The sequence below is a fragment of the Ruegeria sp. B1 genome, assembly GCF_056535885.1.
Window position 1 is genome coordinate 95,340 of the sequence record NZ_JBQFJA010000002.1, and the last position, 24,982, is coordinate 120,321.

At 54.6% G+C, this 24,982-nt stretch carries 26 protein-coding genes and 10 pseudogenes; 27 read left to right on the forward strand and 9 right to left on the reverse strand.

The genetic code is table 11. The features are described from left to right. Positions 1-103: 103 nt before the first annotated feature. From ACR3ES_RS23070 to ACR3ES_RS23135, 14 genes and pseudogenes are all read left to right on the forward strand, one after another. Positions 104-1,201: a hypothetical protein gene (locus tag ACR3ES_RS23070; protein WP_480581981.1), complete on the forward strand. Its 1,098-nt coding sequence runs from the start codon at positions 104-106 to the stop codon at positions 1,199-1,201. A 509-nt stretch (positions 1,202-1,710) separates the two neighbouring features. Next, positions 1,711-1,953 (forward strand): hypothetical protein, encoded by a 243-nt coding sequence (locus ACR3ES_RS23075; RefSeq protein ID WP_170437977.1) that lies wholly within the window; start codon positions 1,711-1,713, stop codon positions 1,951-1,953. After that, a complete protein-coding gene (locus ACR3ES_RS23080; protein WP_480634783.1) occupies positions 1,950-2,432 on the forward strand; it encodes a TSCPD domain-containing protein in 483 nt (160 codons plus the stop codon). The genes ACR3ES_RS23075 and ACR3ES_RS23080 overlap by 4 nt, the downstream gene beginning before the upstream one ends. After that, a complete protein-coding gene (locus ACR3ES_RS23085; protein ID WP_480634784.1) occupies positions 2,377-2,691 on the forward strand; it encodes a hypothetical protein in 315 nt (104 codons plus the stop codon). The genes ACR3ES_RS23080 and ACR3ES_RS23085 overlap by 56 nt, the downstream gene beginning before the upstream one ends. Then, positions 2,688-3,860, forward strand: coding sequence for a DUF1173 family protein (locus ACR3ES_RS23090; protein WP_480425661.1), 1,173 nt, complete (start codon positions 2,688-2,690; stop codon positions 3,858-3,860). Before ACR3ES_RS23085 ends, ACR3ES_RS23090 begins: the two co-directional genes overlap by 4 nt. A 351-nt stretch (positions 3,861-4,211) precedes the next feature. Beyond that, complete coding sequence (locus ACR3ES_RS23095) at positions 4,212-4,463, forward strand: VirB8 family type IV secretion system protein (protein ID WP_170437974.1); 252 nt, start codon at positions 4,212-4,214, stop codon at positions 4,461-4,463. After that, positions 4,396-4,857: a TrbI/VirB10 family protein gene (locus ACR3ES_RS23100; RefSeq protein ID WP_480425658.1), complete on the forward strand. Its 462-nt coding sequence runs from the start codon at positions 4,396-4,398 to the stop codon at positions 4,855-4,857. Before ACR3ES_RS23095 ends, ACR3ES_RS23100 begins: the two co-directional genes overlap by 68 nt. Further along, positions 4,854-5,396 carry a thermonuclease family protein gene (locus ACR3ES_RS23105; RefSeq protein WP_480425657.1) on the forward strand — a complete coding sequence of 181 codons (543 nt, stop codon included), beginning with the start codon at positions 4,854-4,856 and terminating at the stop codon, positions 5,394-5,396. The genes ACR3ES_RS23100 and ACR3ES_RS23105 overlap by 4 nt, the downstream gene beginning before the upstream one ends. Then, positions 5,375-6,112 carry a hypothetical protein gene (locus ACR3ES_RS23110; RefSeq protein ID WP_480493196.1) on the forward strand — a complete coding sequence of 246 codons (738 nt, stop codon included), beginning with the start codon at positions 5,375-5,377 and terminating at the stop codon, positions 6,110-6,112. The genes ACR3ES_RS23105 and ACR3ES_RS23110 overlap by 22 nt, the downstream gene beginning before the upstream one ends. Before the next feature lie 5 nt (positions 6,113-6,117). After that, positions 6,118-7,269 carry a carbon-nitrogen hydrolase family protein gene (locus ACR3ES_RS23115; RefSeq protein WP_170437968.1) on the forward strand — a complete coding sequence of 384 codons (1,152 nt, stop codon included), beginning with the start codon at positions 6,118-6,120 and terminating at the stop codon, positions 7,267-7,269. Beyond that, positions 7,266-7,847 carry a hypothetical protein gene (locus ACR3ES_RS23120; RefSeq protein ID WP_480425653.1) on the forward strand — a complete coding sequence of 194 codons (582 nt, stop codon included), beginning with the start codon at positions 7,266-7,268 and terminating at the stop codon, positions 7,845-7,847. Before ACR3ES_RS23115 ends, ACR3ES_RS23120 begins: the two co-directional genes overlap by 4 nt. Then, positions 7,807-7,995 (forward strand): hypothetical protein, encoded by a 189-nt coding sequence (locus tag ACR3ES_RS23125; RefSeq protein WP_170437964.1) that lies wholly within the window; start codon positions 7,807-7,809, stop codon positions 7,993-7,995. Before ACR3ES_RS23120 ends, ACR3ES_RS23125 begins: the two co-directional genes overlap by 41 nt. Positions 7,996-8,104: 109 nt before the next feature. After that, positions 8,105-8,494 carry a helix-turn-helix domain-containing protein gene (locus ACR3ES_RS23130; RefSeq protein WP_480425651.1) on the forward strand — a complete coding sequence of 130 codons (390 nt, stop codon included), beginning with the start codon at positions 8,105-8,107 and terminating at the stop codon, positions 8,492-8,494. Between the two features lie 109 nt (positions 8,495-8,603). After that, positions 8,604-8,731: pseudogene (locus ACR3ES_RS23135) on the forward strand (IS6 family transposase); the annotation flags it as partial. 13 nt (positions 8,732-8,744) lie between these two features. Here the strand turns inward: ACR3ES_RS23135 and ACR3ES_RS23140 are convergent. After that, positions 8,745-9,092: pseudogene (locus tag ACR3ES_RS23140) on the reverse strand (DDE-type integrase/transposase/recombinase); the annotation flags it as partial. A gap of 183 nt (positions 9,093-9,275) precedes the next feature. Between ACR3ES_RS23140 and tnpA the strand changes: the two are divergent. The 5 genes and pseudogenes from tnpA to ACR3ES_RS23165 all read left to right on the forward strand — a co-directional run bounded on the left by tnpA (position 9,276) and on the right by ACR3ES_RS23165 (position 13,293). Further along, complete coding sequence (gene tnpA, locus ACR3ES_RS23145) at positions 9,276-9,683, forward strand: IS66-like element accessory protein TnpA (RefSeq protein ID WP_170437962.1); 408 nt, start codon at positions 9,276-9,278, stop codon at positions 9,681-9,683. Continuing rightward, positions 9,680-9,966, forward strand: a pseudogene (tnpB, locus tag ACR3ES_RS23150) (IS66 family insertion sequence element accessory protein TnpB); the annotation flags it as partial. The gene tnpA and the pseudogene tnpB, both read left to right, overlap by 4 nt. A 61-nt stretch (positions 9,967-10,027) precedes the next feature. Further along, positions 10,028-11,156 (forward strand): annotated as a pseudogene (locus tag ACR3ES_RS23155) (IS3 family transposase). A 172-nt stretch (positions 11,157-11,328) separates the two neighbouring features. Then, positions 11,329-12,843 (forward strand): IS66 family transposase, encoded by a 1,515-nt coding sequence (gene tnpC / locus ACR3ES_RS23160; protein ID WP_170437960.1) that lies wholly within the window; start codon positions 11,329-11,331, stop codon positions 12,841-12,843. Beyond that, positions 12,844-13,293: a hypothetical protein gene (locus tag ACR3ES_RS23165; protein WP_170437958.1), complete on the forward strand. Its 450-nt coding sequence runs from the start codon at positions 12,844-12,846 to the stop codon at positions 13,291-13,293. It abuts the gene before it with no gap. Between the two features lie 196 nt (positions 13,294-13,489). On the opposite strand, the gene ACR3ES_RS23170 is transcribed toward ACR3ES_RS23165, so the two are convergent. From ACR3ES_RS23170 to ACR3ES_RS23190, 5 genes and pseudogenes are all read right to left on the reverse strand, one after another. After that, positions 13,490-15,418 carry an Lnb N-terminal periplasmic domain-containing protein gene (locus tag ACR3ES_RS23170; protein WP_480493193.1) on the reverse strand — a complete coding sequence of 643 codons (1,929 nt, stop codon included), beginning with the start codon at positions 15,416-15,418 and terminating at the stop codon, positions 13,490-13,492. A gap of 93 nt (positions 15,419-15,511) precedes the next feature. After that, positions 15,512-16,027, reverse strand: a complete 516-nt coding sequence (locus tag ACR3ES_RS23175) for a DUF3015 family protein (RefSeq protein WP_170437954.1) — start codon at positions 16,025-16,027, stop codon at positions 15,512-15,514. Between the two features lie 327 nt (positions 16,028-16,354). After that, positions 16,355-16,787 (reverse strand): annotated as a pseudogene (locus ACR3ES_RS23180) (DDE-type integrase/transposase/recombinase); the annotation flags it as partial. After that, positions 16,706-16,897 carry a hypothetical protein gene (locus tag ACR3ES_RS23185; RefSeq protein WP_480425770.1) on the reverse strand — a complete coding sequence of 64 codons (192 nt, stop codon included), beginning with the start codon at positions 16,895-16,897 and terminating at the stop codon, positions 16,706-16,708. The gene ACR3ES_RS23185 and the pseudogene ACR3ES_RS23180, both read right to left, overlap by 82 nt. Beyond that, a pseudogene (locus ACR3ES_RS23190) lies at positions 16,883-17,140 on the reverse strand (ATP-binding cassette domain-containing protein); the annotation flags it as partial. The gene ACR3ES_RS23185 and the pseudogene ACR3ES_RS23190, both read right to left, overlap by 15 nt. A 71-nt stretch (positions 17,141-17,211) precedes the next feature. Here ACR3ES_RS23190 and ACR3ES_RS23195 point away from each other — a divergent pair. The 4 genes and pseudogenes from ACR3ES_RS23195 to ACR3ES_RS23210 form a co-directional block, all read left to right on the forward strand. After that, positions 17,212-17,457, forward strand: a pseudogene (locus ACR3ES_RS23195) (integrase core domain-containing protein); the annotation flags it as partial. A 198-nt stretch (positions 17,458-17,655) separates the two neighbouring features. After that, positions 17,656-17,955, forward strand: a complete 300-nt coding sequence (locus ACR3ES_RS23200; RefSeq protein WP_480426310.1) for a transposase — start codon at positions 17,656-17,658, stop codon at positions 17,953-17,955. 20 nt (positions 17,956-17,975) lie between these two features. Then, positions 17,976-18,248, forward strand: coding sequence for a hypothetical protein (locus tag ACR3ES_RS23205; RefSeq protein ID WP_170438352.1), 273 nt, complete (start codon positions 17,976-17,978; stop codon positions 18,246-18,248). 120 nt (positions 18,249-18,368) lie between these two features. Next, positions 18,369-19,397, forward strand: coding sequence for an IS110 family RNA-guided transposase (locus ACR3ES_RS23210; RefSeq protein ID WP_170438271.1), 1,029 nt, complete (start codon positions 18,369-18,371; stop codon positions 19,395-19,397). Positions 19,398-19,695: 298 nt separating this feature from the next. On the opposite strand, the gene ACR3ES_RS23215 is transcribed toward ACR3ES_RS23210, so the two are convergent. After that, positions 19,696-19,965 (reverse strand): transposase, encoded by a 270-nt coding sequence (locus ACR3ES_RS23215; protein ID WP_170438273.1) that lies wholly within the window; start codon positions 19,963-19,965, stop codon positions 19,696-19,698. Between the two features lie 784 nt (positions 19,966-20,749). On the opposite strand from ACR3ES_RS23215, the gene ACR3ES_RS23220 reads away from it, so the two are divergent. From ACR3ES_RS23220 to ACR3ES_RS23230, 3 genes and pseudogenes are all read left to right on the forward strand, one after another. Next, the gene (locus ACR3ES_RS23220) at positions 20,750-21,640 is read left to right on the forward strand and encodes a LysR family transcriptional regulator (RefSeq protein ID WP_480425645.1); all 891 of its coding nucleotides are present in this window, start codon (positions 20,750-20,752) and stop codon (positions 21,638-21,640) included. 219 nt (positions 21,641-21,859) lie between these two features. After that, positions 21,860-22,681, forward strand: coding sequence for a hypothetical protein (locus ACR3ES_RS23225; RefSeq protein ID WP_480425644.1), 822 nt, complete (start codon positions 21,860-21,862; stop codon positions 22,679-22,681). Positions 22,682-22,736: 55 nt separating this feature from the next. Beyond that, positions 22,737-23,422: pseudogene (locus ACR3ES_RS23230) on the forward strand (IS5 family transposase); the annotation flags it as partial. Here the strand turns inward: ACR3ES_RS23230 and ACR3ES_RS23235 are convergent. Beyond that, positions 23,335-23,786, reverse strand: a pseudogene (locus tag ACR3ES_RS23235) (IS6 family transposase); the annotation flags it as partial. The pseudogenes ACR3ES_RS23230 and ACR3ES_RS23235 sit on opposite strands and share 88 nt — an antisense overlap. 219 nt (positions 23,787-24,005) lie before the next feature. Beyond that, positions 24,006-24,368, reverse strand: a pseudogene (locus ACR3ES_RS23240) (transposase); the annotation flags it as partial. Positions 24,369-24,509: 141 nt separating this feature from the next. Between ACR3ES_RS23240 and ACR3ES_RS23245 the strand changes: the two are divergent. Then, positions 24,510-24,980: a transposase gene (locus ACR3ES_RS23245; RefSeq protein ID WP_480425643.1), complete on the forward strand. Its 471-nt coding sequence runs from the start codon at positions 24,510-24,512 to the stop codon at positions 24,978-24,980. The last annotated feature ends 2 nt before the right edge of the window (positions 24,981-24,982 follow it).

Consider the following 24,982-nt stretch of genomic DNA (forward strand, 5'->3'; position numbering starts at 1 on the left):
AGTGTCTACGCAATTGAATACGCGGCACAAACAATAGGCCCATTCTATTAATAAATAGAAATCTAGTATTTTCCAAAAATAACAAACCAGACCTAAAGTTTGAATGTTATCAAATTTTGAGGGCTCATTTCTCAAGTTACTCAGGTGGCAAAATTGGGGTGATGCCGGTGTTATGAAAGTGGGTATGGTTTCCGCACTGGTATCTCTGGAGCAAGGCTGTAAGGCAAGTGTGTTCGGGATGAGGGAAGTTCAGCCACAATTCGAGGTGCCTGATGAAACAATCTCTAACTTTGACGAATTTTCAAGATGCGTCGACCTTATAGTCAGAATAGTCAGAAGGCATCAAATTCTGGGCCATAAACGTCTCCGGATCGCCTTCTTAACTCTGCTCCTGCCGGTTGTTGGAGGGCAGGCTTTATCTGCCCCGTTGATGCAGTACCCGGACTGGCAGTTTTGTGTCGACAAACGCAAGAGTTGGGCGTTACTGCAGTCAGCACCTCCAAAACAGTCTTTCGAGAAGCTGGTTGCTCGAGGGCGCGCGCAAGAGACCAAACAAGGTTTGGCGGGTGAAGATTCAACCAACGTCGCGGGCGCGATGAAAAAACAGCTTGTGCCTCTTCCTCTGCCGAAAGGCTTTCGGGAAAAACTAAAGCCGGGCGACAAACCAGCGACTGTCGGCAAGACCCCCGCTGCGGGTGGCACGGCAGTCATTTCTTTGCAAAGTCGCTATGTCGCCGTGAAGGGCGACACGCCTGGCAAGATTGCCGCCAAGAATTCTGGGGGCCGCAAAACGCTGGAACGAAATCGCGCAGGCAAATGGGCTGTTGGGCTTATCCCCATAAGCCCAGGACAAATCCACCAATTGCCATGCGCAACCGGTGGGAAGGTGATCGCTCCAATTGCCATTCAGGGCACTTTCCAGGATGCGCTGCAGGAACTGATCGGGGGCGTAGAATGCAGTGGCCGTCTTTTGCCGATCAGCATTTACGCCAACAAGGTCGTCAGGACCGGGAGGCCTAATCTAATGCGTAAGTTTCCAACACTCCTTACACTGTACCGGACTATCGGTCTTTCTGCTGGCTGTGATGCCATCCGGGATGCGGATCTGCTGTCCAACGATGCTATTAAGCAGACGGCAGGTGAACGGGCGCGGCTGAGCGCGGTTCAGAAGGCGGAACTTAAATGGAGAGATGCAAAATGAATGCCTCCCATTCCAACGACGAAATACAGCTTTCGCTTGAACATCACGATCTGGCTTCTCGCCGGCTCAGGCGTTTGAATTTTCTGCTGACTGTGGTCAGCGCGATCGTGCTGGCCGCCAGCTTTACGATCGTCATAAAGACTGTCAGTTCGTCGATCCGGACCGTGGACGACTACCAGGATAGGCTTGACAGTTGTTGGGCAGCCCGGAAAAGCCTGATACCGCAAACCTCCGGATCAAACCAATGACGGACGATCTGATCCTGATCTGGCGGTGCCTACATTTCAATGCGCGGACCTGGCGCCTTCTGGGGGTATTTTCCTTCGGTGATCGGAGCAGGGCCGAAACACAGGCACAGCAGACGCGATGGTCTGGGGCCGGGTTCTGGCCGATCTGGACCGCAAGGAGAGCGCCCAGTGAGAAGGGGAGGAGGTGATCCCGGAGAGCATCGAATCTTATGAGGCCAACGACAATCACCGCACCATCAACGAAATCCTGGAGCTTGGGAAATGAGCAAAAGAAGCAGCAAGTTCGTATTCAACCTGAACGGATTGATCGCTTTGGTCTTCAGCCTGATGGCCCTGGCGGTCTGTATCGGGATTTACATGCAACTCGGCCGTCTTACGGCGGAACTCGACCGCAATGAAAGAGCCCAGCGGGAGGGGGAGCTAATGATCCAGGAGAGCATCGAAGCTTATCGGGCCAACGACAATTATCGCACCATCAATGATATTCTGGAACTCGGAAAATGAGCCGGACCCGCCAAGCTCTTCCGGACCGCCGCCTGACGGAGACCCGGCGTGTTGAGACGCCGCAGGGGCATACGGCCTTTATCTCTGTGGGCTATCATCCGCGATCGCCGTTAAAGCCCCGTGAGGTGTTCTACTGCGAAGGTTTCAAATCCGGCAGCGACCTTGAGTATCACATGCAGGACATGTGCGTCCTGATCTCGTTGCTCCTGCAGTTCGACATGACGCCTTCAGACATCGCGCGATCGCTCTCTAGCCGGAAAACAGCGATGGGAGAAATGGCTTATGCCAGCCTCGTGGGTTGGGTGCTTGAAACGGTGTCTCAACCACCCGAATGGGCCCACCAGGTGAACCTCTCCGATGAATCCCGGGGACAGGAGGTCCGTGTCAATGAACCCGATAGGTTTGGCACCCCCCGGCAAACCAATGTCGGACGAAGATCGCTTTTCCGGTCTCCTGAACCCGCTCTGGTCTTCGGCTGATGATTACTACCTGCTGACCGAACGGGCGCAGGGGAAGCGCTTCGCCATTATCGCCGGAGAACTCGAACGCAACCGCATTACCGTCAAAAGTCGCTGGCAGCGCTTGCAGGCGGTCGATGACATCGAGGAGCTGTTACTCCGTTACGGGTTGTCGGACATGCGCTATTGCAGATCGCTGCCGGAGGATTACCGCCTCCCCTCTGATCCTCTCGATGCAAAGGGAAAGCGGGTCCCCCCTGTCAGGAGGCCAAGCCCTTGACCCTCCATCTTGGAAATACCGTGCTAAATGTTGAGAGCCCGGAAGGTCAAGCCGCTTTGGCCCGCGCCCACCGGAAAGGCGAACGTGTAGAATGCCGCTGCCGGGTGCCCTATCCGAAGATGTATGTGGCCGCGGTCAACGGTCGCTTCATCGTCAAACGAATGCCGGAAACAGGTCATGAACATGCGCCGGAATGCACATCTTACCTGCCCCCCGGCGAACTTTCCGGCCTGGCCCAGGTGCAAGGCTCCGCGATTACGGAATCGCCCGAGGATGGGACCACCACGATCCGGCTGGGTTTTCCCCTGAAGAAAATAGGCAAGGCCCGCGCAATGCCGGAGCTGACTGGCCAGCCGTCTACCGAGGTAAAGCAGTCCCCGTACAAGCTGACCATCACCAGCCTGTTGCATTATCTCTGGCACGAGGCGGACCTGGGCAAGTGGTATCCGGCGATGGAGGGAAAACGCTTCTGGGGCGTTGTCCCCTCCGCATTGGAGCGGGCCGCAGCGGGCAAGGTCGTTAAGGGACAGGATCTTGCCCGCATTCTCTATGTGCCCGAGTTTTTCCGGGTTGACGACAAGGACGAGATCGCCGCCCGGCGCAATGCTCTGTTTGCGCGTCTTCGCCCCGGCAAAGGCGGGCCAGCGCCGCTCGGCCTCCTGATTGCGGAATACAAGACGCATGAACCAACGTCCTTGGGGGCGAAGTTCATCTTCAAGCATGCGCCGGGCTGCCCTTTTTTTGCTGATGAGGACATCACCCACCGGTTCAACACCGTGTTTGCCGAGCGGCTTTATCTGTCTGAATTTGTTGAAGGCAGTCATCCGATCGTGATTGCCAGTTTCAGCATATCCAAATCCCGGTATCCGGTTCTGCAGGAGATCGGAATGATGCTGGTGACGTCCAACTGGATTCCGTTCGAACATACGCGGGACGTGGACCTGATCACACGGCTGACCGAGCAGAAGCGGGCGTTTCAGAAATCGCTGCGGTTCAATCTCAAGTCTGATGCCCCGATTGCCTCGGCCGTTCTGCTCGACACGGTGGATCCGGTGGCTCTTTACGTGGCCGGGGATCCCGACTCAGCAGAGGCGGTTGCGGCTTTTGCCTCCGGATCGCTGGAATACCCCAAACGGCAACCCATCAGGATTGCCGTGTGGGGCAGCTGACCACCCCAAACCGCCGATACCGCTGGCCCGCAAGCTCACCGTAACCCGTCCGCAACGCCGAAGTCTCACGAAGGAGGACCTCCCAATATCATCTGAGAAGCTACCTTTTCCTGACATCGTCCTGCCGGCGTTGGCGGCCTGCCTTCTGGTCTCGCCGGATATGGTGTTGGCGCAATCTTCACCACCCGGTGACACATCGGCTGCGGATGGAATGCTTGATGATTTGAAGCTGATCTTGATCCAGTATTCCGAGGGCATTCAGGAAGCCGCAATAGACCTGCTGATTGCGCTACTGGTAGCGGACCTAGTGATCAACACCGGTCGGTGCCAGTGGTCAAGCTGGAGGATTTCGTGTCCCGGTGGCGCTCTTTTCCAACCGATATCGAGGTTCTCAGGGCCGATCTTAACCGGATGTTCAGCTACACGGTTAATAGCCGCGCTGCGTCCCAGCGGATCAATGCGCAAGGACGCGCCAATCAACATTTCGAAGTCATCAAAACGCGCACAAACACGGTCGAGAGTATTGCCGTTCTACATGAGCGGAGTAGCACCTGGCAATTGGAATGGCGTGAGAGCACTCGCGGCCCCCACTTCGGGCATTGACAGCTACTCCCTGCAGTGGCCCGGGCAGAGACGCCTGTCCATTACCTGGACACGGATTCTGTTTCCAAATGGTGTCGCGCTCGATTTCGAACAGGCCAGGGGCGTGGATGCAGACGGGGCCAGTGGGATCAAGGGTCGCCGCCGCACAGGGTTCTTCACCGCTGTCCTTGGAACGGCCTTGATCAGCACCGCGCAGAATATCGGTCGCAAAGATACGACCAATTCGGATATTGCCGAGACCGCCCGCATTGCCACGGGCACCGCCGTGGGCACTCTGGCCGATCAGTATTTCGGGAACACCCTGTCCCAGGGGCCAACATTCGCGGTCCGGGCCGGAACCATACTCAACGCCCAGACCGAACGGGATTTCTACCTCGAAGGATACACCCCATGAGGCGGTTGCCCGGATTCTTGATGATCCTGGCAGGTATCGCGGGTTTCCTGCTGATCGGAGGGCAGGGCTTTGCACCCAATCTTCTGCGGGGTCTGTCGTTTCTGTTCGTAGAACAGGAAAACGGCAAAAACATCCGGGGCGGCGCATGGGCGATCGACGGTGATACGCTGAAGATCGGCGGTCAGCGCATCCGCATCGCCGGGATCGACGCCCCCGAACTGGATCAGCCCTGCATTACACCAAGTGGCATGGAATGGCGCTGTGGCGCCGTTGCCCGGGCCGCGCTTGGCCGTCTGTTGGCGGGCAGGACCGTTGAATGCGTGGGGTCGGGAGAAGATCCGTTTGGACGCCTTATCGCAACCTGCCATGTGGACGGTCGGGACGCGGGCGGTTGGATGGTGGAACGGGGCTGGGCCATGGCCTACCGGGAGTATTCACGGGCCTATGTTGCGAGGGAAGTCCGGGCGCGGGAAGACCAGCGCGGTGTCTGGATCGGCACGATGCAACCTCCATGGGAATGGAGGGCAGCACAGAGATGAACCGGAAAGCGTTTCTTCTTCCTCTGCTTCGGGTCGCACTGGCTGTTCCATTGTGGTTCTGTGCCTTCGGTGCCATGGCCTGCACCGAACGGACAATGCTGGAGCTGATCGGAACACTTGAAGCTCCGAAAGGGTATGACCAGGTCTACTCCGGGGTTTCGGTTCAGCCGCCCAGGCCGATCACCACGATGACGGTCGGGGAAGTCCTCGAATGGCAGCGCCTGGCATCCAGAACATCCGTCTCCACTGCCGCCGGGCGCTACCAGGTGATCCGCGGAACACTGAGCAACATGGTCGACCAGGGGGTAGTGTCCGTCGACGACATTTACAGCCCCCGCACACAAGACCGGCTTGTCCTGCACCTTTTGCGTAGCACTGGGTATCGCAATGGGTCGACTTCGCCGGAGGTCGCCAACAGGGCCGCCCTGCCGCTGGTGTCCGGGCCCAGGAAAGGCCTGTCTGCCTACCACGGAATTGCGAACAACAAGGCCCGCACCACACCCGCAAACGTGCTGGCCATGCTGAATGGCCAACCCTTCAGCACCAAACCGACCCGGATCGCCCGGGAAACCGGCGGGCCAGGGGAAACATCTACCCCCCGGATCGCCAAACCACGCTACGTGCGGATCCGCAACGCCATGCGCCAAGCTGCTCAGGCGGCAGGGAACAGAACCGTCCCTCAAACCTGGGTCATCGATCCTTACGCGATGGAGTAACCAACATGGCCATCACAGCACGCTTATGGGATACATCTCTGGGTATAGGGCATATGAACCGGGCCTTCGTTCTGCCCGTGTCTGCCGCCCTGGTCTGCATTGGATTTTTTGCTCCGGGTGTGAGCTTTGCTGTTGCGGTGTTGCCTTTCATCTTTGCCATCTGCGCGAATGACAGGGTCAGCCGGTTCCTCTGGGTGGCGGGATACTTCGGCTGGATTGCGGCAATCAGTTGTTGGGGCCTCTGGAACCTGGGTTATCCCGCAGCTGCCGTGATCCTTGCCGGGATACTGGGCACGTGTCTTGTTGCGCTCCTCTATGCAGGGATGGGGGTGGGCCTGGCGTCTTTCCTGTTGCTGCCGGTCCACTTTGTCCCCGGTAATCCGCTGCTCGTCGCTGGTTCGGTACTGCCCGGCACAGGGCTTCAGGGGATAATTGCCCTGGTCCTCATTGTGATCCTGGTTGAGGGTACCTCGCGGACCTGGCCCCGTGCAGTTATCCTTCTGCTGGTCATCATACTTGGCAACACAGTGTACGATCTGACCGGGCTCTCACGACCGGAAATGGCGGAGGGTCCACGCTATCACACCCTCGACATCGCGGATCTCAATGCGGTCACGGAATATGGATACAACGATGCGCTCGAGCGGCGGATGCGGTCGGGTCATTCCTACATAACGGGTGAGAACCTTATCCGGTCCGATGATGCGGGCGCTGTCGCCCGATGGTGCCGACGCGTCAGGATGCGCGATATCACCGTTTATATTGGCGTTCAGGATGTCGAAACCGGGCAGGTCCAGATCTGGGAGTTCAGCGATAAGACCTGTCCGACCCCGGACATTACTTATGCGGCACGCACGGGTATTCCCGGATTGACCGGAGGGCTGTGGCTGATGGATGGGCCGCACTCCAGCCATACACCGGCATTTCTGGCCTGTTTTGAAGCCTTCAGTCTTTGGCGCTGGACCGAGGTTTTGCAGCTCCGCCCGCAGACCATCGTCACCATCGCCAATGATCACTGGACCGAACCGCTGCCCGTTGGACGCCTGCGTCGCAAGATCGGGGCGCAGTTCGAACGGCTGCTGTCAGTCCCCGTATTTCATTCGGAAGCCCGGAAAACAATGCTTGTGCTGATGCCTGCCGGGAGAGCAAAGCAATGAACAGGGCCCGGTCTAAAATCAGGGCCGGACTATCCTGCCTGCGCAGCGCGCTGCGGCGTTGGGTGGAAAAACTGCTGCCGCCAGAACACCAGTTGAGCTACGACAGCGATGGCTGGAGCGGTCCGGTCTCAGCCTTGCAGGGCAGCGAAGAAACGACCAAATTGAAAGGTCTCCAGGCCCGCTTTGCCATCGCGCCGGAACGGACTGTCAGTATCACTCTCTCTGCGCCTGAAACCAATGGGTGCTGGATGGAATGCCCGGTTCGACCGCACCCTCAAGACGAGGCTGCACCCACCGAAGTCACCGATCCCAACACATCCGGCACGCGCCCCCTGGTCTTCGATCACTTTTTCTGCCGGGGTTCTGAAGCGGATCCGTGCACAGCGGCCGGCACCCGAGAGCTAAGCAGGCGTATTCGGCTGTTTGCGGATGCGGGTCTGATGTTGCACCACAAGCAGCCTTTTCACAGCGATCAGGTCGTCAAGGTATTCCTAACGGGCTACCCGAATCTCGCAACTCAGAGGATTGGAGGAAACCATGAACGACGTGAAATCAACCATCAGCAAGCGACAGCGTAAAGACGACACGCGGCGCAAGATTCTGCTCGAGGCATTTCTGATCGACCAGATGGAGCACAGACCGGAAGACTTTCGCTGGGTCAAACAGGAACTCGACAAGTTTCTGAAAACCCACACCGAGGCACTCCTGGGTGAGTTTTTAGAGTGACGCTGAATACAGGTTTTGTTCGGACAAGGGAACGCACAACCCCGCAGTCACTGATGAAACACCTGAATTTCCGTCCAAGCCCTGATTTGACAACGAAGGAAAAGAGCAAATGAAACCACACATGAAAAACGGTCCATCGACGACCGGGCGAGAGGCACAGCCCGAAGATGTTCATGTAGGTGAACGTCTGCGTCAGAGACGGAGACAGGTTGGCATCAGCCAGGTTGCGCTGGCCGAAATGGTCGGGGTGAAATGGCAGCAGATGCGGAAGTACGAGACCGCACAAAACCGCATATCCGCCTCCCGGCTATGGGACATAGCCAAAGCCTTGGGTGTTCCGGTCGACTACTTTTTCGAAGGATTGAAACCGGGTGAGAAGCGGGCCAGCGATGACCTGCTGGCGCGGCGCGAAACTTATGAACTGCTAATGGGCTGGAACGGCATGTCCGAGAGCAACCGCAAGGCGCTGCTCGAAGTGCTGAGGACATGGCCAAAATGAATGAGCGTCCAACATCCCGATGCAGACATCTCTGTTCTTTGCACAATTTCAACTGGCAGGCGGATATTGCCAGTTTGTTATGGCGGCGAGATTTCGCTATTTCGTGCGTATGCACATCCCTACGATTATGCCGCGCCTGAAGGGTTTTCGCTTTCCTCGAGAGATCACAGCCTATGCGGTTTTGGTTTATACTATCGCTTTGCGTTGAGCACAGCTAACGTCGAGAATCTGTTGGCTGGGTGTTGTCACGTCAACCCGTGATCCACATAGAGATTCTGGTTTTCGGATTGCAAGCGGCCTGTGTGGCAGCACTCCAAGCGTCAAATGCCTCGAGGCGGTGATATCGGATTGTTAAGGCGGAGCGGCGGCGAGCGGGGACGCTGAAACAATTGCGGATTGCTGAATGAGTCGCCACGAACCTTTGCAACCCTCCTGGAGAGCGATGGCCTTGCATCGTCCTTTCCCGCTTTCGGAACGGGAGATGACTGTTTTCAGCTCGATTGTTGAGGCCTTTGTGCGACCAATGATCCAACCCCGGCGCGATCTCACGCTTGGCGGCACCATATGAACGAAGTTTGTCCGTGATAGCCTCATCCGCTCTATTATCGAGTCTGAAGACCTTTACGCAGCTTAGGTCGTCCGTCGTTGTTGGCGGTTACTTCCAGCATATTGGGATCCTCGCCACACGCGCATAAGGTATCCGTCCGGCTTCCCCGCTCTGACGGCGTGATGGAGTGTTTGATAATGTCCACCATCGATAGTGGACATCTTTGGGTATTCTATGGCGGGCAAGAAGGGTCAGAAGAAACGGTTTTGGTCTGATGACGAGAAGCGTTCGATTTGCGGCCAGACGCGGGCGCCAGGAGTATCGGTTGCGCAGGTAGCGCGGCGGTATTCGATGAACACCAATCTGATCCACAAGTGGATTCGCGACCCTCGTTTTGCCCCAGATTGCGCCGAGGATTGTATGCTGGTTGATGAAGCCTCCGATTTTCTTCCAATAGAGATTGAGGGTGCAATGCCTGTGCCGTCCCATTCCGATATGCGCGTTTCTGCCCCGGCATTGATCGAGCTAGTTTCAGCGCAACGTGTGGACATCACGCTGTCCGATGGCCGCCGCCGTATTCTGGTGGAAGGTACAACGTCCCTGTCTGCTGTTCTGGTGCTGGTGGAAGGGCTGATACCTTGATCCCGGTGCCGTCGAACACGCGCGTGTGGCTGGCCGCCGGGTTACGGACGTGAGGCGCGGGTTCAATACGCTGGCCGCGCAAGCCGAGAGGGTTCTGGAACTTGATCCCTATTCCGGCCATCTGTTCGTGTTCCGAGGGCGGCGCGGTGATCTTCTCAAGATTATTTGGTGGGACAGCCAGGGAGCCTGCCTGTTCAGCAAGCGCCTAGAACTTGGGCGCTTCGTTTGGCCTGCCGCCAAGGATGGCAAAGTCAGCGTGACAGCGGCACAGTTGTCGATACTGGACCTGTCACGGTTTGATGCCGCTCCTTTGATAGCATCTACTGCAGCAAAGGAGACTGACTATGGGACTGAAACGGACGGCCGAATTCCGGCAAGATGCGGTGCGTATCGCATTGACCAGTGGGCTAACACGCAAGCAGGTGGCTGATGATCTAGGTGTCGGGATGTCCACGCTGAACAAATGGATCACAGCGCACCGAGATACAGACGTGGTTTCCAAAGAGGATTTGAGCCTCGCTCAAGAGAATGAGCGACTTCGACGGAGATCCGGCTCCTCAAGGAGGAGAGGGAAATCCTAAAAAAGGCCACCCAGTTCTTCGCGGGCCTAAAGCAATGAGATTTAGGTTTATCGAAGAACACAGAGCCAGCTTTCCAGCCAACCGGTTATGCGATGTCGTCGGTGTCAGCGCACGCGGTCTGCGTGCCTTCCGCAGCCGCCCTGCCAGTCGCAGACAGCGGTCTGATCTGGTCACGCTGGCGCATATCAAAGAACAGTCACGCCTCAGTTTGGGCAGCTATGGCAGGCCGCGCATGACTGAAGAGTTGAAGGAAATTGGTTTGGCTGTGGGGCATCGTCGCGTTGGTCGCCTGATGCGCCAGAACGGCATATCCGTGTTGAGAACACGCAAGCACAAGGTCACGACAGACAGCGATCACAAGTTCAATATCGCGCCCAACCTACTGGATCGGGACTTCACAGCGGATCAGCCGAACAAGACATGGGCTGGTGACATCAGCTATGTCTGGACCCGTGAAGGCTGGCTTTATCTCGCCGTCATTCTGGACTTGCATTCCCGCCGTGTGATTGGCTGGGCTGTTAGCAATCGGATGAAGCGAGACCTGGCCATCAGGGCGCTGAGAATGGCTATCGCCTTCAGATCACCACCGAAGGACTGCATCCACCACACGGATCGTGGCAGCCAATACTGTTCCCACGATTATCAGAAGATCCTGCGCCAACATGACTTCAAAGTGTCGATGAGCGGCAAAGGCAATTGCTATGATAACGCCGCCGTCGAGACCTTCTTCAAAACGATCAAAGCTGAGCTGATCTGGCGGCGGTCATGGCAAACCCGACGGCAGGCTGAAGCGGCCATCTTCGAATACATCAACGGCTTCTACAATCCGCGCCGCCGACACTCAGCACTGGGCTGGAAAAGTCCCGTCGCCTTCGAACGGAAAGTGGTTTAAACGAGCACTTGGAGCGGCACAAAAACGCGACAGGTCCATACTGCTTGAGGGGATCGACTGGCGCATGCCTCAGAAGACCTGGCGTCCCTTGAGCATCGGATAGACCAGTTTACTGGTGCGATCTGGCGTTTGGCGATTCACCTTTGTGCTGCAATGGATTACATTCGGATTCATGTTGGACGCCCTCAAACCCTTGCCGAAAGACCCTGCTGAACTGCGAGTCGTCAGTGAGCGTTTGATGGCTGAGGTGCAATCGCTGACCTACCAAAATGAGAAGCTGAAGGCCGAACTTCATGGCCATTGCAAGGCGCGGTTCGGTTCCAAATCCGAGAGCCTGGTTCAACTGGTTTTCGATCTGGCGGAAGACGTCGAGATCGCAGTTGCAGCTGAAGCGCAGAAGAGCGAACCAGCTGAGGCTGATAGCACGCCGTCCAAACGCCAGCACAGCCGCAAACCCTTGCCCAACCATCTGGACCGACAAGACGAGGTTTTGTCTGTCGGGGAGGAATGCGACAATTGCGGCGGATCTTTGCGCCAGATCGGCGAGGACATCACTGAGGAGTTGGAGTACATTCCAGGCCGCTTTGTTGTGCGCCGGATCATCCGCCCCCGCATGACTTGCACATGCTGTGAGGCATTCACTCAGGCTCCGCTGCCATCGCGCCCGATTGAACGAGGCCGCCCCAGCCCGAGCCTTCTGGCCCACGTCTTGGTCGGCAAATATTGCGATCATCTGCCGCTGGATCGGCAATCCAAAATCTTCGCTCGTGAGAAGGTCGATCTGCACCGCTCCACGCTGACCGATTGGGTGGGGCGCAGCACGGCCTTGCCGGAACCACTGGCTGATCATATCGGCAAGCTGGTCAGGGCGGGCCCTGCACTCTTTGCCGACGACACGCCGGTCAAACTGCAAAGCAAACTGAAGCCAAAGAGGACTCAGACTGCGCGGCTCTGGAGTTATGTGCGCGATGAGCGCCTATGGGGTGGGAATGCCCCGCCCTGTGCGTGGTATCAGTTCAGCACGGATCGCAAGGGCGAACACCCGGTCAATCACCTCTCCGGCTATACCGGCACCGTGCATGCAGACGGCTTTACAGGCTTCAATGGGTTGTTCGGCAAAGACAAAGCTAGCGAACAAGCGTGCATGGTGCATGTCCGCCGCAAGTTTGTGGACGAGGTCGAGCGCACCGGCGCGGACATCGCCAAACATGCCATCACGCAGATCGCGGAACTGTATGCTGTTGAGAAGGAAGTACGAGGTAAATCGCCGGAAGAACGTGTCGCCCTGCGGCAAGAACCGATCTTCGATGATCTGGAAGCGTGGTTGCAAGCCCAGCTACCCAAAATTTTGGGCAAAACTAAATTGGCCGAGGCAATCCGCTATGCCCTGAACCGTATGCCCAAAGCCCGCGCTTATTTCAGCGATGGGCGCTTGGAACTGGACAACAACATTTGTGAGCGCAGCATTCGCCCGATTGCTTTGGGCCGCAAAAACTATCTGTTCATGGGCTCCGGCGGCGGCAAAGCAGCGGCCATCGCCTACACGCTCATCGAAACCGCCAAGATGAACTGTGTTGATCCGGAAGCATGGCTCACATGGGTGCTTGAACGCCTGCCGGATCACAAGATCAATCGCATCGATGAATTGATGTCGTGGCGATTTATGTATCAGCCAGAGATAGAATAAATGTATCAAAGCCCTCCATTAAAGCTTCTCGCAAGCGCGATCTTCATTGCCGCCACAACTCCTGTACATGCCGCAGACTCCAGGATTGTCGAGTTCGACAATGACTTCGTCCGCCAAGGTTGTGCAACGCTCTGGAAGACAGATGAAGAAATCGAAACCTGCTTAGACTGGCAGAAGCGAGAGTACGAAAAATACCTCGAAATGCGCGAGACGGGTTCCTTTGGAACAGATTTTATTGATCGGGTCACATATCTGTGTCGGTTTGGCGCTCCTCTGGACAACTACTGGTTCAACGTCACAAGTTGCGTGATGACAAATTACCGAGCGCACTATGTCGCGCACGTACAGGGTCACCCAACCGCTGCACTTCTTTGCTCAACCGTATTGAATGGCAATCTCCGCGAAGTGGAAGAATGCGTCGACCAAAAACAACAAAGCAGGGATGATTGATCAGAGGTCACCGCCTTTACCGGACTGTTACCGCATAAGACACCTCACTAGGGACGTAGTTTAGACGTGTCTTGGATCACGGCACATACTCAGGTTACCGGAGCCGAGCACCTGGTTACGACTAGTCAGACGTTCACTTAAAAGGACATTTGATATTTGAGTATTTGAAGTGACACTTACACCCCAAGTTGGCAACCTAGAAATGCCGGGAGTAACTCAGCCCGAATTCCATAGTTTGGCCTGAGAGGTCATCATTTTCGTACCTCGATATTAACCTAAAATCACTTTCGCGTTGATCCCCGATCCGAAGTACGAAGTCAGATCGGAGCGTTACCCGTTCATAGTTTTGGATTGGGGAGAGACCGCGTGCAGACAACATCATTTGCACACAGTCATCTACTCGCGCTAACACGCCAATACTGAAGCCGGCCCTTACGGAATCAGGTCCGGTATCTACTCGACCTTCAACCATTCCATATAGCGCGGTATTTGTTGTTGGCGCAAAAGAGTGTCCGTAGCCGAACTCAGCTAGTGCAACTACATCTCCATCCTTGGCGAGACTCTGGCTTTCAGCTCCGAACAGCAGCCTCCAAGATGGTTTGTATTCGTAAGAAAGCTGAGTCTTGCGCGTAGAAATTGCGGTGATCCGCAGTGCATCAAGTGCCTGGAGCCTCGCCACCCCACCCCGCAAGATGAAGCTTACATCTCCCATAGAAAGCTCTGAGAATGGCACCCCACCTGCTGACAGAGAAAGAAAGTCGGTTAGAACCGGTCTTAGACGCAATTCAATTCCACCACCAAGACGGTTGTTGTTGAGGTAAGAAATCTGTGCTGTTGAGGTGCGGTGTCCTTCATGTGGCGGCCGCGTATCAGCGCTCAAGCCAATACCAGTATCGCCTGCTGGCAAATTTATCCTTTGTAAGAGGAACGCTCTGTCAAGGCTTTCAATGTCTTCAATTGCGTCACCATTTTCATCTTGCGCGCGCATCATTGCTATGTAGTGCAAACCGGCTTCGACCACCTCGGTACGATCCTCGTCGGATATATTGGAACGTCCAAAATAAGGTGCAGGCAGGTAGGGTTGATCGATATCTAACGCTGAGCGAATAGACAACTCTAATGCCGCCTGTTGCTCATCGTCTAAAGCTCCATATGCACTCAAGAATCGAGTGGTTGGAGCTTGTATTCTCTTGATGTTGGCAATCAACGGTAAGCCATTGGATCCCTGCATTTCGTCGAGATCGATGAAAACATCGAGAGGTAGCGCCCATGGTTTCCCTTGAAAATTTACATCCTGCTCAGTGATCAATGCTATTAGCTCAGCAAAACGGTATGCACAGTTTTTTGAAAGAAAGTAGTAGGTGTTCTCCTGCTGGTATAGCTCCCAACTACTCGCGACCAATAGCTCCAACTGATCTTGCGTCAGGTTCAGCTCATATTCCCACAAGTCGCGATCCTGGCTGTGCACATAATTGCCACGTTGCGCATAGTACTCGACGTTGGTGTATGTGGACGAATAACCGCCAATCAGCCCTTTGACAACATAGACTACAGCATTTTCGTTTTTGGGAACAACGGCACCATAGTTGAGAGATGCATCTAACAAGCTGCTGCGGCTTGTCTGACGCGGTGTATTCCCACTAAATGTAGCGTTGCTTGTAAACTTTAACAGAATATGACCATAAAAGGTTGCTGGGTCGCCCAAGCTCCCGGACGCAAAAATGAGCGTTGCACCAGTAATCCGACCATGTCCTGACCAGTCATCGTAATCGGGACACGAAAGGTCTGGCAAATCATCCAAATTTAAAACCCTTTGCAAGTATAAGACACGTGCGGGGAATCGACAGACGGCATGTGCATCTTGATCACCTGATACTGGCTCATAGACTGCATCTATGAGAGCCCGGAGTTCCGCTTCTGGGTCCTGGTGTCCGCGAGCGGTCAGGAAGAAGTCACCAGGATGGATATCGCTACGGGGCGATGCGCGTGAGACGTCGTACTGTAGAAGGTTGAGCCACAGGGGATCGTTGGCAAGGTCATTAAGATGGTTGATATTCTTCAGAGAATGGGGAGATGCATTGCTGGTTTGCCAGGCAAATACCACGCAAAATACCAGAAGAAGCACCGGTAACTTGATTGATATCAAAAACTAATCCTCCAAAGATAATCAGGCGACCGCGGCCGCCTGATCCCAGTTAATCATGATTGATCTGCTTGATTAGAATGTTTCGCAACTATCCGAATAGTTTACTTGCACAACATCACGCAGACTAAGGAAATATGCTTCCGCCTTTGCGTTGTCATCTTTAGCTGCGTGTTCGGCATCTTGTAACTGAGCAGCAAAATCGTCACGAACATCAGCGAGAAGCGCTGCTTGAATGGCTGGATCACAGTTGAGCCCATCCATCAAAGTTCGCAGATACTCGCCGTCACCAACAACTGTTTCGCGTGAAATGTGATCATATCCGCGTGCCACAAACGCTGCGACCTGAATCGTTGAACCTTGGCACTGATCAGGACTGGACAGGGCTGAACTTACCGCTGTTGTACCCAGGTCCCAAACAATATTCGAGATTGCAGATGCAGCGCCATTATTGGGGAAAACCATAGCGCCGACACCACACTCTTGCCACGGATTGACATTTGCCTCGCCCATTCCTTGTGCATGCACAAGTGAAGTAGAAAAAGGGAAGGCCAAGGTGGCCGACAGTATTATTGTATTCAGTTTATTCAAGGTACTCTCCATTCGTACATTTTATTTTTTCTTCTTCATTATAGTCTGGCGTGCATATTTCCTCTTGTTTTGGGTCATTGACTTGGCACTGTTTCAATAGTGGTTATTGGTTCGATCCTTTGTTTAGACATCCCCGCAATGCGTGACGCGGTTAGAAAAATTACCCTCCGAACTGCGTCACGCTGCGTCTAAAGAGTTTCGGCTATCTTGATTTCGGAGGCCAATACTGCTGCACTATTTTATTATAGCCAATAACTATTTCAGATGTAGCAAATCGGCATTGCCAACTTGTTTACACGCGGCTGATGGCTGTCTGGTCTGCGTCTATCAGGCGATCATTTCGAGTGCGCGGCCGTTCAAGAGGCCGAAAGCATCGGTTCTGGCGTGACGGTATGAGACGGTATGAGACGGTAGCGAGTTGATCGCAACGGGATCGAGAGATGGTGTTGATCTGGTCTTGAGCAGAAAAGAACCTTTGCGTCTGCCTTAGCGACTTGAAGCGTCCTATGAGCTTTTCACGCTTTCGAGTGGGTCAATGTGACCCTTTGATCCGATTTTTCAACCCTTTGTGTGCTCGGTGTTCCGCATCCGGCGCAAGATTGCGGATCGGCTTGAAATAGCTTCGCAACTTATCCGTGATCACGACACGAGGTTCACCGAATCGCGAAATCAGCCGCTTCAGAAAGCGCCGGGCTGCCTTGGCACTCCGCCGTGATTGGATGAGGATATCAAGAATATCTCCGTTCGCATCCGCTGCTTGCCCAGTTGTTCGGTCTGTTGCGCCAGTGTGTTGAGGCGAGCGTCAAACAGGCGTTGCTGCCCCGCGATGAGATCGGCTTCGATGCTGTCCTGTTGTTGAACGTCGCGCATTGCGGCGTTCAAAGCTTCGGCTCCTTCAGCATCTAGGGCCGAGTTCGGCTCATCCAGTATTGGCAGAACCGGATCGCCATAGAGCGCGCGCTAGGGCGACCCGCTGCTTCTGGCCGCCTGACAACTGGCTGTCATTGCCTTCCAGAAACGTGTCATAGCCTTTTTCCAGCCACAGGATCAGCTCATGCGCGCGATGTTCTCCGCCACCGATCCGTTGAATAAGGTGACCTGTTGCGGCAGGTAACGGTATCCAGTTCGCGTAACAGCCGCGAAACCGAAACACGAACTACTCTCAGCCGATGCGTCTCAACATGGTCTGCGAGGCCAATGGGATTGAGTATCGGTTGACCAAACCGAACCATCCGTGGACCAATGGCTAGGTTGAACACATGAACCGCACGATCAAGGACTCGACCGTCAAACGCTACCACTACGAAAGTCACAAACGGTTTCGAAGCCATATCGCCGACTTCCTCGATGTCTACAACTACGCTCGCCAGCTCAAGATGCTCAACGGGCTCACGCCATACGAATACATCTGCAAAATCTGGACATCATAACTAGATCGAACCATCCCAAATCCGATCCACCAATATGCCGGGGCTGAAAACCTAGGGCAATTTTTATCGTTTTGGCCTAGGCGGCGTCTGCATTTAGGGGATTCCCAAATTTCTTTCTGTTTGATTCAAGATCAAAAACGGGAGGCGATCTTGAGTAGGCGAACTTTAACGGACAGGCAATGGGCAATCATCGAACCTTTGGTTCTTGGCAAGAAGGGGATCAGGGGCGCACGGTTGTTGACAACCGGTTGTTTCTTGACGCGATCCTTTGGCTGGCGCGATCTGCCGCCGGAATTGGGCAACTGGCGGACGGTCCAGTCCCAGTTCCGACGTTGGACGATAGCCGGTGTTTGGGGGAGTCTTTTCAAAGCGTTCAGCACTGCCCCCGATTTCGAATATGTCCTCGTGGACGCCACCATCTACAAGACACATGCGGAGGCGACCTCTCAAAAGCGGGGCTTGAAGTTGCCTGTATTGGTCGCTCCAAAGGCGGCCTGACGGCGAAGATCCACGCGGCCGTGGATGGCGATAATCTGCGCGCCTTCATCGCCGATGATTTGGGGGCAACTGCGCATATCAAGCGCAATTCCACCCGTCTTGAGGACCGCTACATCGACTGGATGCTCTACAAAGAACGGCACTCGGTTGAGTGTTTCTTCAACCTTATCAAGGCTTCCTCCGGATCGCCCTGCGATGCGAGAAAACCGTCAGCTCATTCAAAGCCTTCGTCGATCTCTCATGCGCAATGGCTTGGGTTGGCTAAATGCAGACGCCGCCTAAAGCATTTCTAAATTAACCTGAGGCATATCCAGCAGCCCTGAAGTAGATGGGATGGTTGCCGCCCTCCCCAGACGGCATCGCGATGTGCCAAGGTTGTGATGTTCAACGTCACGCAAAGGAGAGGACGGCAAATGAAAGATACAATAATCGGTGTTGATCTAGCAAAGAGCGTTTTCCAGCTTCACGGGGCCAGCGTGGCCGGGCACTTGAAGTTTCGTAAGAAAGTGACGCGGTTTCAGTTTCGGGATTTCATGTCCAAGACCGAACCCGCCGTCGTGGCGATGGAGGCTTGTGGCAGCGCGAGCTACTGGGCGCGAGAAATGGCCAAGCTTGGCCATGAAGTCCGGCTGATCGCGCCGCAATATGTTCGGCCTTTCGTGAAACGACAAAAAAACGATGCCGCCGATGCTGAGGCAATTGTCATCGCGGCACGACAGCCCGAGATGCGTTTTGTGGAGCCCAAGACGGTTGAGCAACAGTCGCGCGCGGCTGTGTTTCGCAGCCGGGAACGGCTGATCCGCCAGCGTACCGGAGATGTGAACGCTTTGCGAGCTCTGCTTTATGAACATGGCTATGTGTTTCCCGTAGGAATACGTAACCTTAATCGTATGGCGGTGCTTGTGGAGGATGGGACTTCAGACCTGCCTATACTTATCCGGGAGGAATGCCAGGATCTGCTGTCACAGATTTCAGAGAAAACCGTACGTATCACTGGGCGCAGCTCGAAGTTGAAGACGCTGGCCGCCGGGTCGGATAGAGCTCGTCGGCTCCAGACCATGCCGGGTGTGGGGCCGGTAACGGCGATCGCGGTGGAAGCGTTCGGACCCGACATGGCGCAATTCGACACGGGACGGGATTTTGCCGCTTGGTTGGGTTTGGTTCCCAGGCAGCATTCCTCTGGGGGCAAGGCACGCTTGGGGCGCATGACCAAAGCAGGTCAATCCGATATTCGTCGCCTTCTGATCATTGGTGCAATGTCACGCGTCATCGGTCGCGGACGCCACAAGATCAATGCCGAGAGTTGGGTCGGTGGAATGCTAAGGCGCAAGCCGAAGATGCTCGTGGCGATCGCACTGGCCAACAAGATGGCCCGACAGATGTGGGCCATGTTAACGAAGAACGAGGATTATCGTGATCCGGCGCTGGTTGGTACGGCATGATACCTATGCCAAACCGCCAACGACGGTAACGGAGGTGTGAGAAGATCATGACCTGAATGGGCAAAACGATCGAACAGATCCGGATTGGGAAAACCAGTGTTGGAATACGAGCTAAAAAGCTCGAGAAGTAGATTTGGACCTGATCCGCTGATTACCATCCTGGCCCGCGACTTCTGGACATGTCGCACACTGAGGCCTGACAGAAGTTCGCACTCGATCACATGCCTGAACAGTCAGAAACTGACTGCACTATGGGCGGCAACCACAGAAGTTCCAACACTCTTGCGTGGTGTACAAATTACAGATCTCGCCGACAGCTTTGAAGACTGATGTGAAGGACCGTGCGCCGATCCTGCGGAGGTGGGCTTTCAGCTTGGAGAAAGGCCATTTCGATGGGATTGAGGTCCGGGCTGTAGGGCGGCAAGTACAGTAACCAACAGCCATGCTCCCGCGAAGCCTCAGCGGCCTGTTTGTTTCGGCGGGTCGCCAGGTTGTCGAGGATCACAACGGTGCCGGTTTCGATTTCCGGGATCAGGGTTTGCGTGCCCCAACTTCCAAAACGGCACATCCGCTTTCAAACGCTCGTTGCGCGGAGCCCAGCCACGCTGGCGGGTCAGATTGATTTTGACGGTAGTTTCGTCCAAAAATACAACGCGATCAGGCATTTGCGCTATTGCAGGTGTGTGATGTAGGACCCAATCTTCGCGCTGTTTCTTTATCTTTGCACGTCGATGTTCGGTGGCCTCCATCGACTTTTTTTGTGCTTAAAGTCAAGGTGTTGGAGAAGATGACCAATGGCTGAATGCTGAGCCGGCAGCCCAACAGCACCCTCCAGCGCGTTACGCATCTCGCAAAGGGTGATATCAGGGTCTTGTGTGACCAACTTCCACGAAAAACCCTCCCGGACATCATTAATCAAACCAAAGCAGTGCTAGGAATCCCCAAGCGACTCAGGTTTTTCTGGAAACACTTTGGTCCCAAATTATTTCGAGTACTTTGCTAATCGAATTCATTTATCCTTGGCGGTTTTTAATCCAAAAAACCGCCAAAATTACCCAGCCAAATGAGCCAGTCTCAGTATTTGTACCGTTATCGTGGTATCACTCCAACGTAGTGCCTGACGCGGACCTGAACATTAGAAACTTAAGCGTTACGTGACGCGACAAAATAAAAATTACCTACATTGCCGCGCCACGCTCTGCCCGAGGGGGGTTGATGAATTTTCGGCCATATCGATCTCAATGGCCAATACCAATTAGCTATTATAATATAGCCATTAACTATCGATAATGCAGCTATCTCTTGTGCGAATGATTCACGGGCATCGCCGATAGAGAGGGCGTACAAAATTCATGGAAATGAATCAAATTCGATATTTTTTAGCGGTCTTTGAATATCGAAACTTCACTCACGCGGCGCGAGCTTTAAATGTTTCTCAACCTTCGCTCACGACAGCCATCGGGAAGCTGGAGGACAAGTTGGGCGGTAAACTGTTTTTGCGTGATCGAGCCGGATGCAGCTTGACGCCGTTAGGCGCAGTCGTTCTCCCGCACTTGAAAGAAGTGTTGCAGCAGACTCAGCAAGCAGTGGTAGATGCGAAACGTTACGTTCGTCTCGAGGGTTTTCCCATCAGTGTTGGAGTTGGTGAAAGCATCGGACTGATCAGAATAGCAGACGCGGTAACACGGTATCAGGCGCGAGCACCGGAGACTAATTTCGAGATCATAGTCGATAAACAAAATGCGCTTCTAGACGGCCTTCGGGAAGGCCGCTTTGATATCGCCATAACAAATGCTGATGCGGGATCCGAACTTTATCAGGCGGAGCCACTTTACAGCGAAACTTACCGCGTTGTTGTTTCCGCCACACACCCGCTTAGTCAAAGGGAAACCGTGAACCTGGATGTGTTGGCGGGCAACGATGCGCTGGCCAGAGTCGACTGCGATATGCGTGAAATCTTGTTTGGTTTCTGCGCTGACCGCGGAAATACACTGAATTTTACACATCGTTCCAACCGTGTTGATTTGCTCCTGGAGTTAGTGCGATTGGGCAGGGGTTTTTTGATATTACCCGAGACGGCAATCCCACGGAGCAAGGAATTTGTCTCGCTGACCATTGAGGATGCTGAATTTGAGCGTCATGTTGTTGCGCTTCGGTATCTTCACCAACCCGCGCGCCCCGAAATAAGGGGTTTCACTCAAGAACTGGCCAGGCAGAAGCCAGCTCTTGAGAACAGCATGTGATTGCTTTTGGTGATTGCTCGCAGAGCTCAATCGAAGTTGGCCCGCTGGGTTCAATACCTCCGAAGCATAGCTAAAATCTATCGTTAAATAGAAACTGGGAATTGGCACTTTAGCACCATGTCGTGGAGTGTATTCAATACCAAATACTACACGAGGCAGGCAGAGTCATGAAGGAAAGGGTATCAATAAAGGTGGTGAATTTGTCCGCCGAATTAATAAATGGGTGTGAAAAAAATGACCCGCGTTAGAAACTGGGAAGCAGGTTCCCCGCCGGTTTCATTCCCCAAGGGCGAACGGGTTCTGCCTTTATTGCCGACGATTTTAGCTGGCGTATTTGCTGGATTTGTGGTGGCTGGATCAGCGCTATCAGCCGGGTACGGATTGATTGCAGCGATGGTCTGCTACGTTTTTGTTGGTGTTTTAGTTTCGCTTCTTCTGCCCTTGGCTTTCCAAAAGTCTGTCACCCTCAGGGCGGATTCAGATCGTAAGGAATTCGGTCAGCTTTGGTCAAAAGTTGGTGTGAGCGGCGAACTGGACGAATTGGATCAACACTTTCTGAGTGAATTAGAATGGCTTATTCATCGGGGGCAGGGCAATACTAACCTTGGGCTGTATCAAGGGTCTTGGGTTATGCTTGTCGCGGGCGAAACAAAGGAGGCGCGTGACATCCGCAACTTGTTCACGGAGGCAGGTTTTAATGTTAGAGACAGCCGAAGCCTCCAAGACGCTACGCGGATCATTCTTGATGCTCCAGAGTGTTGGGATTTACTCTGCATAGATTTTGACACATTCGACGGTCTGGTGGATCTCGATATTGTTGTTGAGCAGCTGTCTTCATTTCGCGAGGTAGCTTGCAGTGTGCCAGTTATGCTTATGTCTCGTTCCTTCTCGCAACAAGATGGTTCTTCTCATCTGCTTCACAGGCCATCTATCGCCGATGGCTGTTTGCGTGTTCCTGCGGCGGAATCAAGTGTTTTTAGGGCGCTGAAAGACACCTGCATAAACAATCTTATTTGGCAATATTGTCGTGATCGAGTTTAGATGCCTAGGCCGTGATTCCCATGCGCCGCTGGTGTGATTCAAGCTGATATCTGCGATAGAGATCAGCTTGCCACGAAACCTGGTGTCGGACGAAGAGTGGGCTTTCTTTGAGAGTTTTATCCTCGCTGTTCGCATCCCGAATGGGCGCAAACCTACGAACCACCGCCTTGTTCTTGATGGAATTTTCTGGATCGCACGGGACGGGTGCTCCAGGGCGCGACCTACCTAAAGAGTTCGACAAATGGTCAAGTGTTTACCGGCAGTTTCGGCGTTGGACCCTGTCCGGGTTATGGGAGTCAATCATGGACGCTTTGAATCAAAGCGGAGCCGTTCCTCACACCCTGCAAGTGATCGACAGCACCGTGATCCGCGCTCATCATAAAGCAGCGGGCGCTAAAGAGGGACTCCGCGGCAGGATTTTGGCCGTTCGAGAGGGGCGGCTTCACGACCAAGATTCACCTCCTTGCAAACGCCCATGGTCTGCCCATGAGAACAGAGATTACGCCGGGGCAGACTTCAGACTATCTGGGGTTCGATCTGGTCATGGCCGATAACCTGCCGGAGCCGAGCATGTTGCTGGCAGACCGCGGCTATGACGGGGACGGTATCAGAGCATCCTTGGATGTGGGAAACGTGCTGCCGAAGAGGCCCAGGCGCAAGTCGCGCAAGATCGCGGATCGGCTTGAAATAGCTTCGCAACTTATCCGTGATCACGACACGAGGTTCACCGAATTGCGAAATCAACCGCTTCAGAAAGCGCCGGGCTGCCTTGGCACTCCGCCGTGATTGGATGAGGATATCAAGAGTATCTCCGTTCGCATCCGCTGCTTGCCACAGCCAGCATTTCCGACCGGCGATCGGGATGATCACTTCGTCCAAATGCCACTTGTCGGTTTCGCCTGATGCAGTTCGCGAAATGGCCACCAAAGCGGTTGACCCATTGTCTGATCGTTTCCCGACTGACCGTCACGCCGCGTTTCGCGAGCAGATATTCAACATCCGCAGTGGCTGAGTGCAAAGCGATGGTAAACCCAGACAGCATAAGCGATGATCTCACGCGGAAACGAAAAACCTTCAGGCGCAGCATTTTGGGCGGCATCTTCATACGTGAGGCCTAACCAGTTCAGACCGCGCAAACGAGTTGGCAATCCAGCTATGGTTATCGCCTGCACCCTCATTGAAACCGCCAAGCTCAACGGCATCGACCCTCAAGTTCGGCTCACCTAAAGCGTTTCAGGGCAAACCTGAATCGGGGGATTCCCATGTAGGTCAGTTTTTGATTCATCCTGTTTGGGAGGATGGATTATGTCAGCACCTTTGCCATCAGCGCTTCGGTGATGTCCTCGACACGACGCACGGAAACACCCGCAAGATACATCTCGATCAGCGCCTCCTCGACCGAGCTTTCCCGTCGCAGATACCGTTCGATGATTGCCGTCTCAAATGTTTGCTTCCTGAGTTTCGGCATCTTCAGCTTCACCAACCCGGCCTTCGTCTTGAGCGAACGTTCATGGCTGCCCGCCCGCGTGTCTTTGCGTCCTGCGGTCCGTTCGTATTTGCCAGCACCGCAAAGCCGATCCGCTTCCGCATCCAGCATTGCGTTCAACGCTTCCTCAACGGTTCCGCGAACCATCTCGCCCAGGTGATCCCGTATCCGCGCCTCGTCGATCTGGATCACTGCGCCCATCGGCTTGCGCTTATCTTTTTCGTGCATTCTCAACTCCTCTCAGTCTGTCTGAAAGCAGCCATCGTCTCAGTCAAATGTGCGAAAGATCTTTTACGTTATCCGCTGCGCTGGCCGAGACATATCGAGACATATGGGGTAGAGGTGCAGTTCTCCTCGCTGCACCGCGCTCTCGAACGCGCGGGGTTGTCATGTAAAAAAGGATTGATCGCAGCGGAACGTGATCGGCCTGCGCTGCATGAAGTCCGTCGAGACTGGATCGTGCGTCGTCAGCCCCGGATGAGTCAGGAACCGCACAGGCTGGTCTTCATCGACGAGACGGCCGTGTCAAAACAAACCCCACGCGGCTTCGGGGGCGGACGCCTTTCGGAGAACGGCTCTACGGCACCGCACTCTTCGGCAAATGGCACGCAGACCTTTATCGCTGACCTGACGCAGGACGCCCTGATCGCGCCCTGGGTGATCGACGGCGACATGAACAGGCCTGCTTTCTACATCTACGTTGAAACACAGCTGGTCGGGGTGCTCGATTCCAGAACTGTTGTCATCCTCAACAACCTGTCGACCCCAAAAAGCCCTCGCGCCGCGCAAGCCCTGCGAAGGCGCGGATTCTAGTG

Excerpts from the sequence above, each read along its gene's own strand:
- ACR3ES_RS23105 (WP_480425657.1), top strand. The coding sequence starts at position 4,854 with ATGAGGCGGTTGCCCGGATTCTTGATGATCCTGGCAGGTATCGCGGGT.
- ACR3ES_RS23130 (WP_480425651.1), top strand. The coding sequence starts at position 8,105 with ATGAAACCACACATGAAAAACGGTCCATCGACGACCGGGCGAGAGGCA.
- ACR3ES_RS23110 (WP_480493196.1), top strand. The coding sequence starts at position 5,375 with ATGGAGGGCAGCACAGAGATGAACCGGAAAGCGTTTCTTCTTCCTCTG.
- ACR3ES_RS23210 (WP_170438271.1), top strand. The coding sequence starts at position 18,369 with ATGAAAGATACAATAATCGGTGTTGATCTAGCAAAGAGCGTTTTCCAG.
- ACR3ES_RS23085 (WP_480634784.1), top strand. The coding sequence starts at position 2,377 with ATGTCGGACGAAGATCGCTTTTCCGGTCTCCTGAACCCGCTCTGGTCT.
- tnpA (WP_170437962.1), top strand. The coding sequence starts at position 9,276 with ATGGCGGGCAAGAAGGGTCAGAAGAAACGGTTTTGGTCTGATGACGAG.
- ACR3ES_RS23125 (WP_170437964.1), top strand. The coding sequence starts at position 7,807 with ATGAACGACGTGAAATCAACCATCAGCAAGCGACAGCGTAAAGACGAC.
- ACR3ES_RS23225 (WP_480425644.1), top strand. The coding sequence starts at position 21,860 with ATGGGTGTGAAAAAAATGACCCGCGTTAGAAACTGGGAAGCAGGTTCC.
- ACR3ES_RS23120 (WP_480425653.1), top strand. The coding sequence starts at position 7,266 with ATGAACAGGGCCCGGTCTAAAATCAGGGCCGGACTATCCTGCCTGCGC.
- ACR3ES_RS23115 (WP_170437968.1), top strand. The coding sequence starts at position 6,118 with ATGGCCATCACAGCACGCTTATGGGATACATCTCTGGGTATAGGGCAT.
- ACR3ES_RS23080 (WP_480634783.1), top strand. The coding sequence starts at position 1,950 with ATGAGCCGGACCCGCCAAGCTCTTCCGGACCGCCGCCTGACGGAGACC.
- ACR3ES_RS23185 (WP_480425770.1), bottom strand. The coding sequence starts at position 16,897 with ATGCGCGACGTTCAACAACAGGACAGCATCGAAGCCGATCTCATCGCG.
- ACR3ES_RS23165 (WP_170437958.1), top strand. The coding sequence starts at position 12,844 with ATGTATCAAAGCCCTCCATTAAAGCTTCTCGCAAGCGCGATCTTCATT.
- ACR3ES_RS23215 (WP_170438273.1), bottom strand. The coding sequence starts at position 19,965 with ATGTGCCGTTTTGGAAGTTGGGGCACGCAAACCCTGATCCCGGAAATC.
- tnpC (WP_170437960.1), top strand. The coding sequence starts at position 11,329 with ATGTTGGACGCCCTCAAACCCTTGCCGAAAGACCCTGCTGAACTGCGA.
- ACR3ES_RS23075 (WP_170437977.1), top strand. The coding sequence starts at position 1,711 with ATGAGCAAAAGAAGCAGCAAGTTCGTATTCAACCTGAACGGATTGATC.
- ACR3ES_RS23100 (WP_480425658.1), top strand. The coding sequence starts at position 4,396 with ATGAGCGGAGTAGCACCTGGCAATTGGAATGGCGTGAGAGCACTCGCG.
- ACR3ES_RS23070 (WP_480581981.1), top strand. The coding sequence starts at position 104 with ATGTTATCAAATTTTGAGGGCTCATTTCTCAAGTTACTCAGGTGGCAA.
- ACR3ES_RS23220 (WP_480425645.1), top strand. The coding sequence starts at position 20,750 with ATGGAAATGAATCAAATTCGATATTTTTTAGCGGTCTTTGAATATCGA.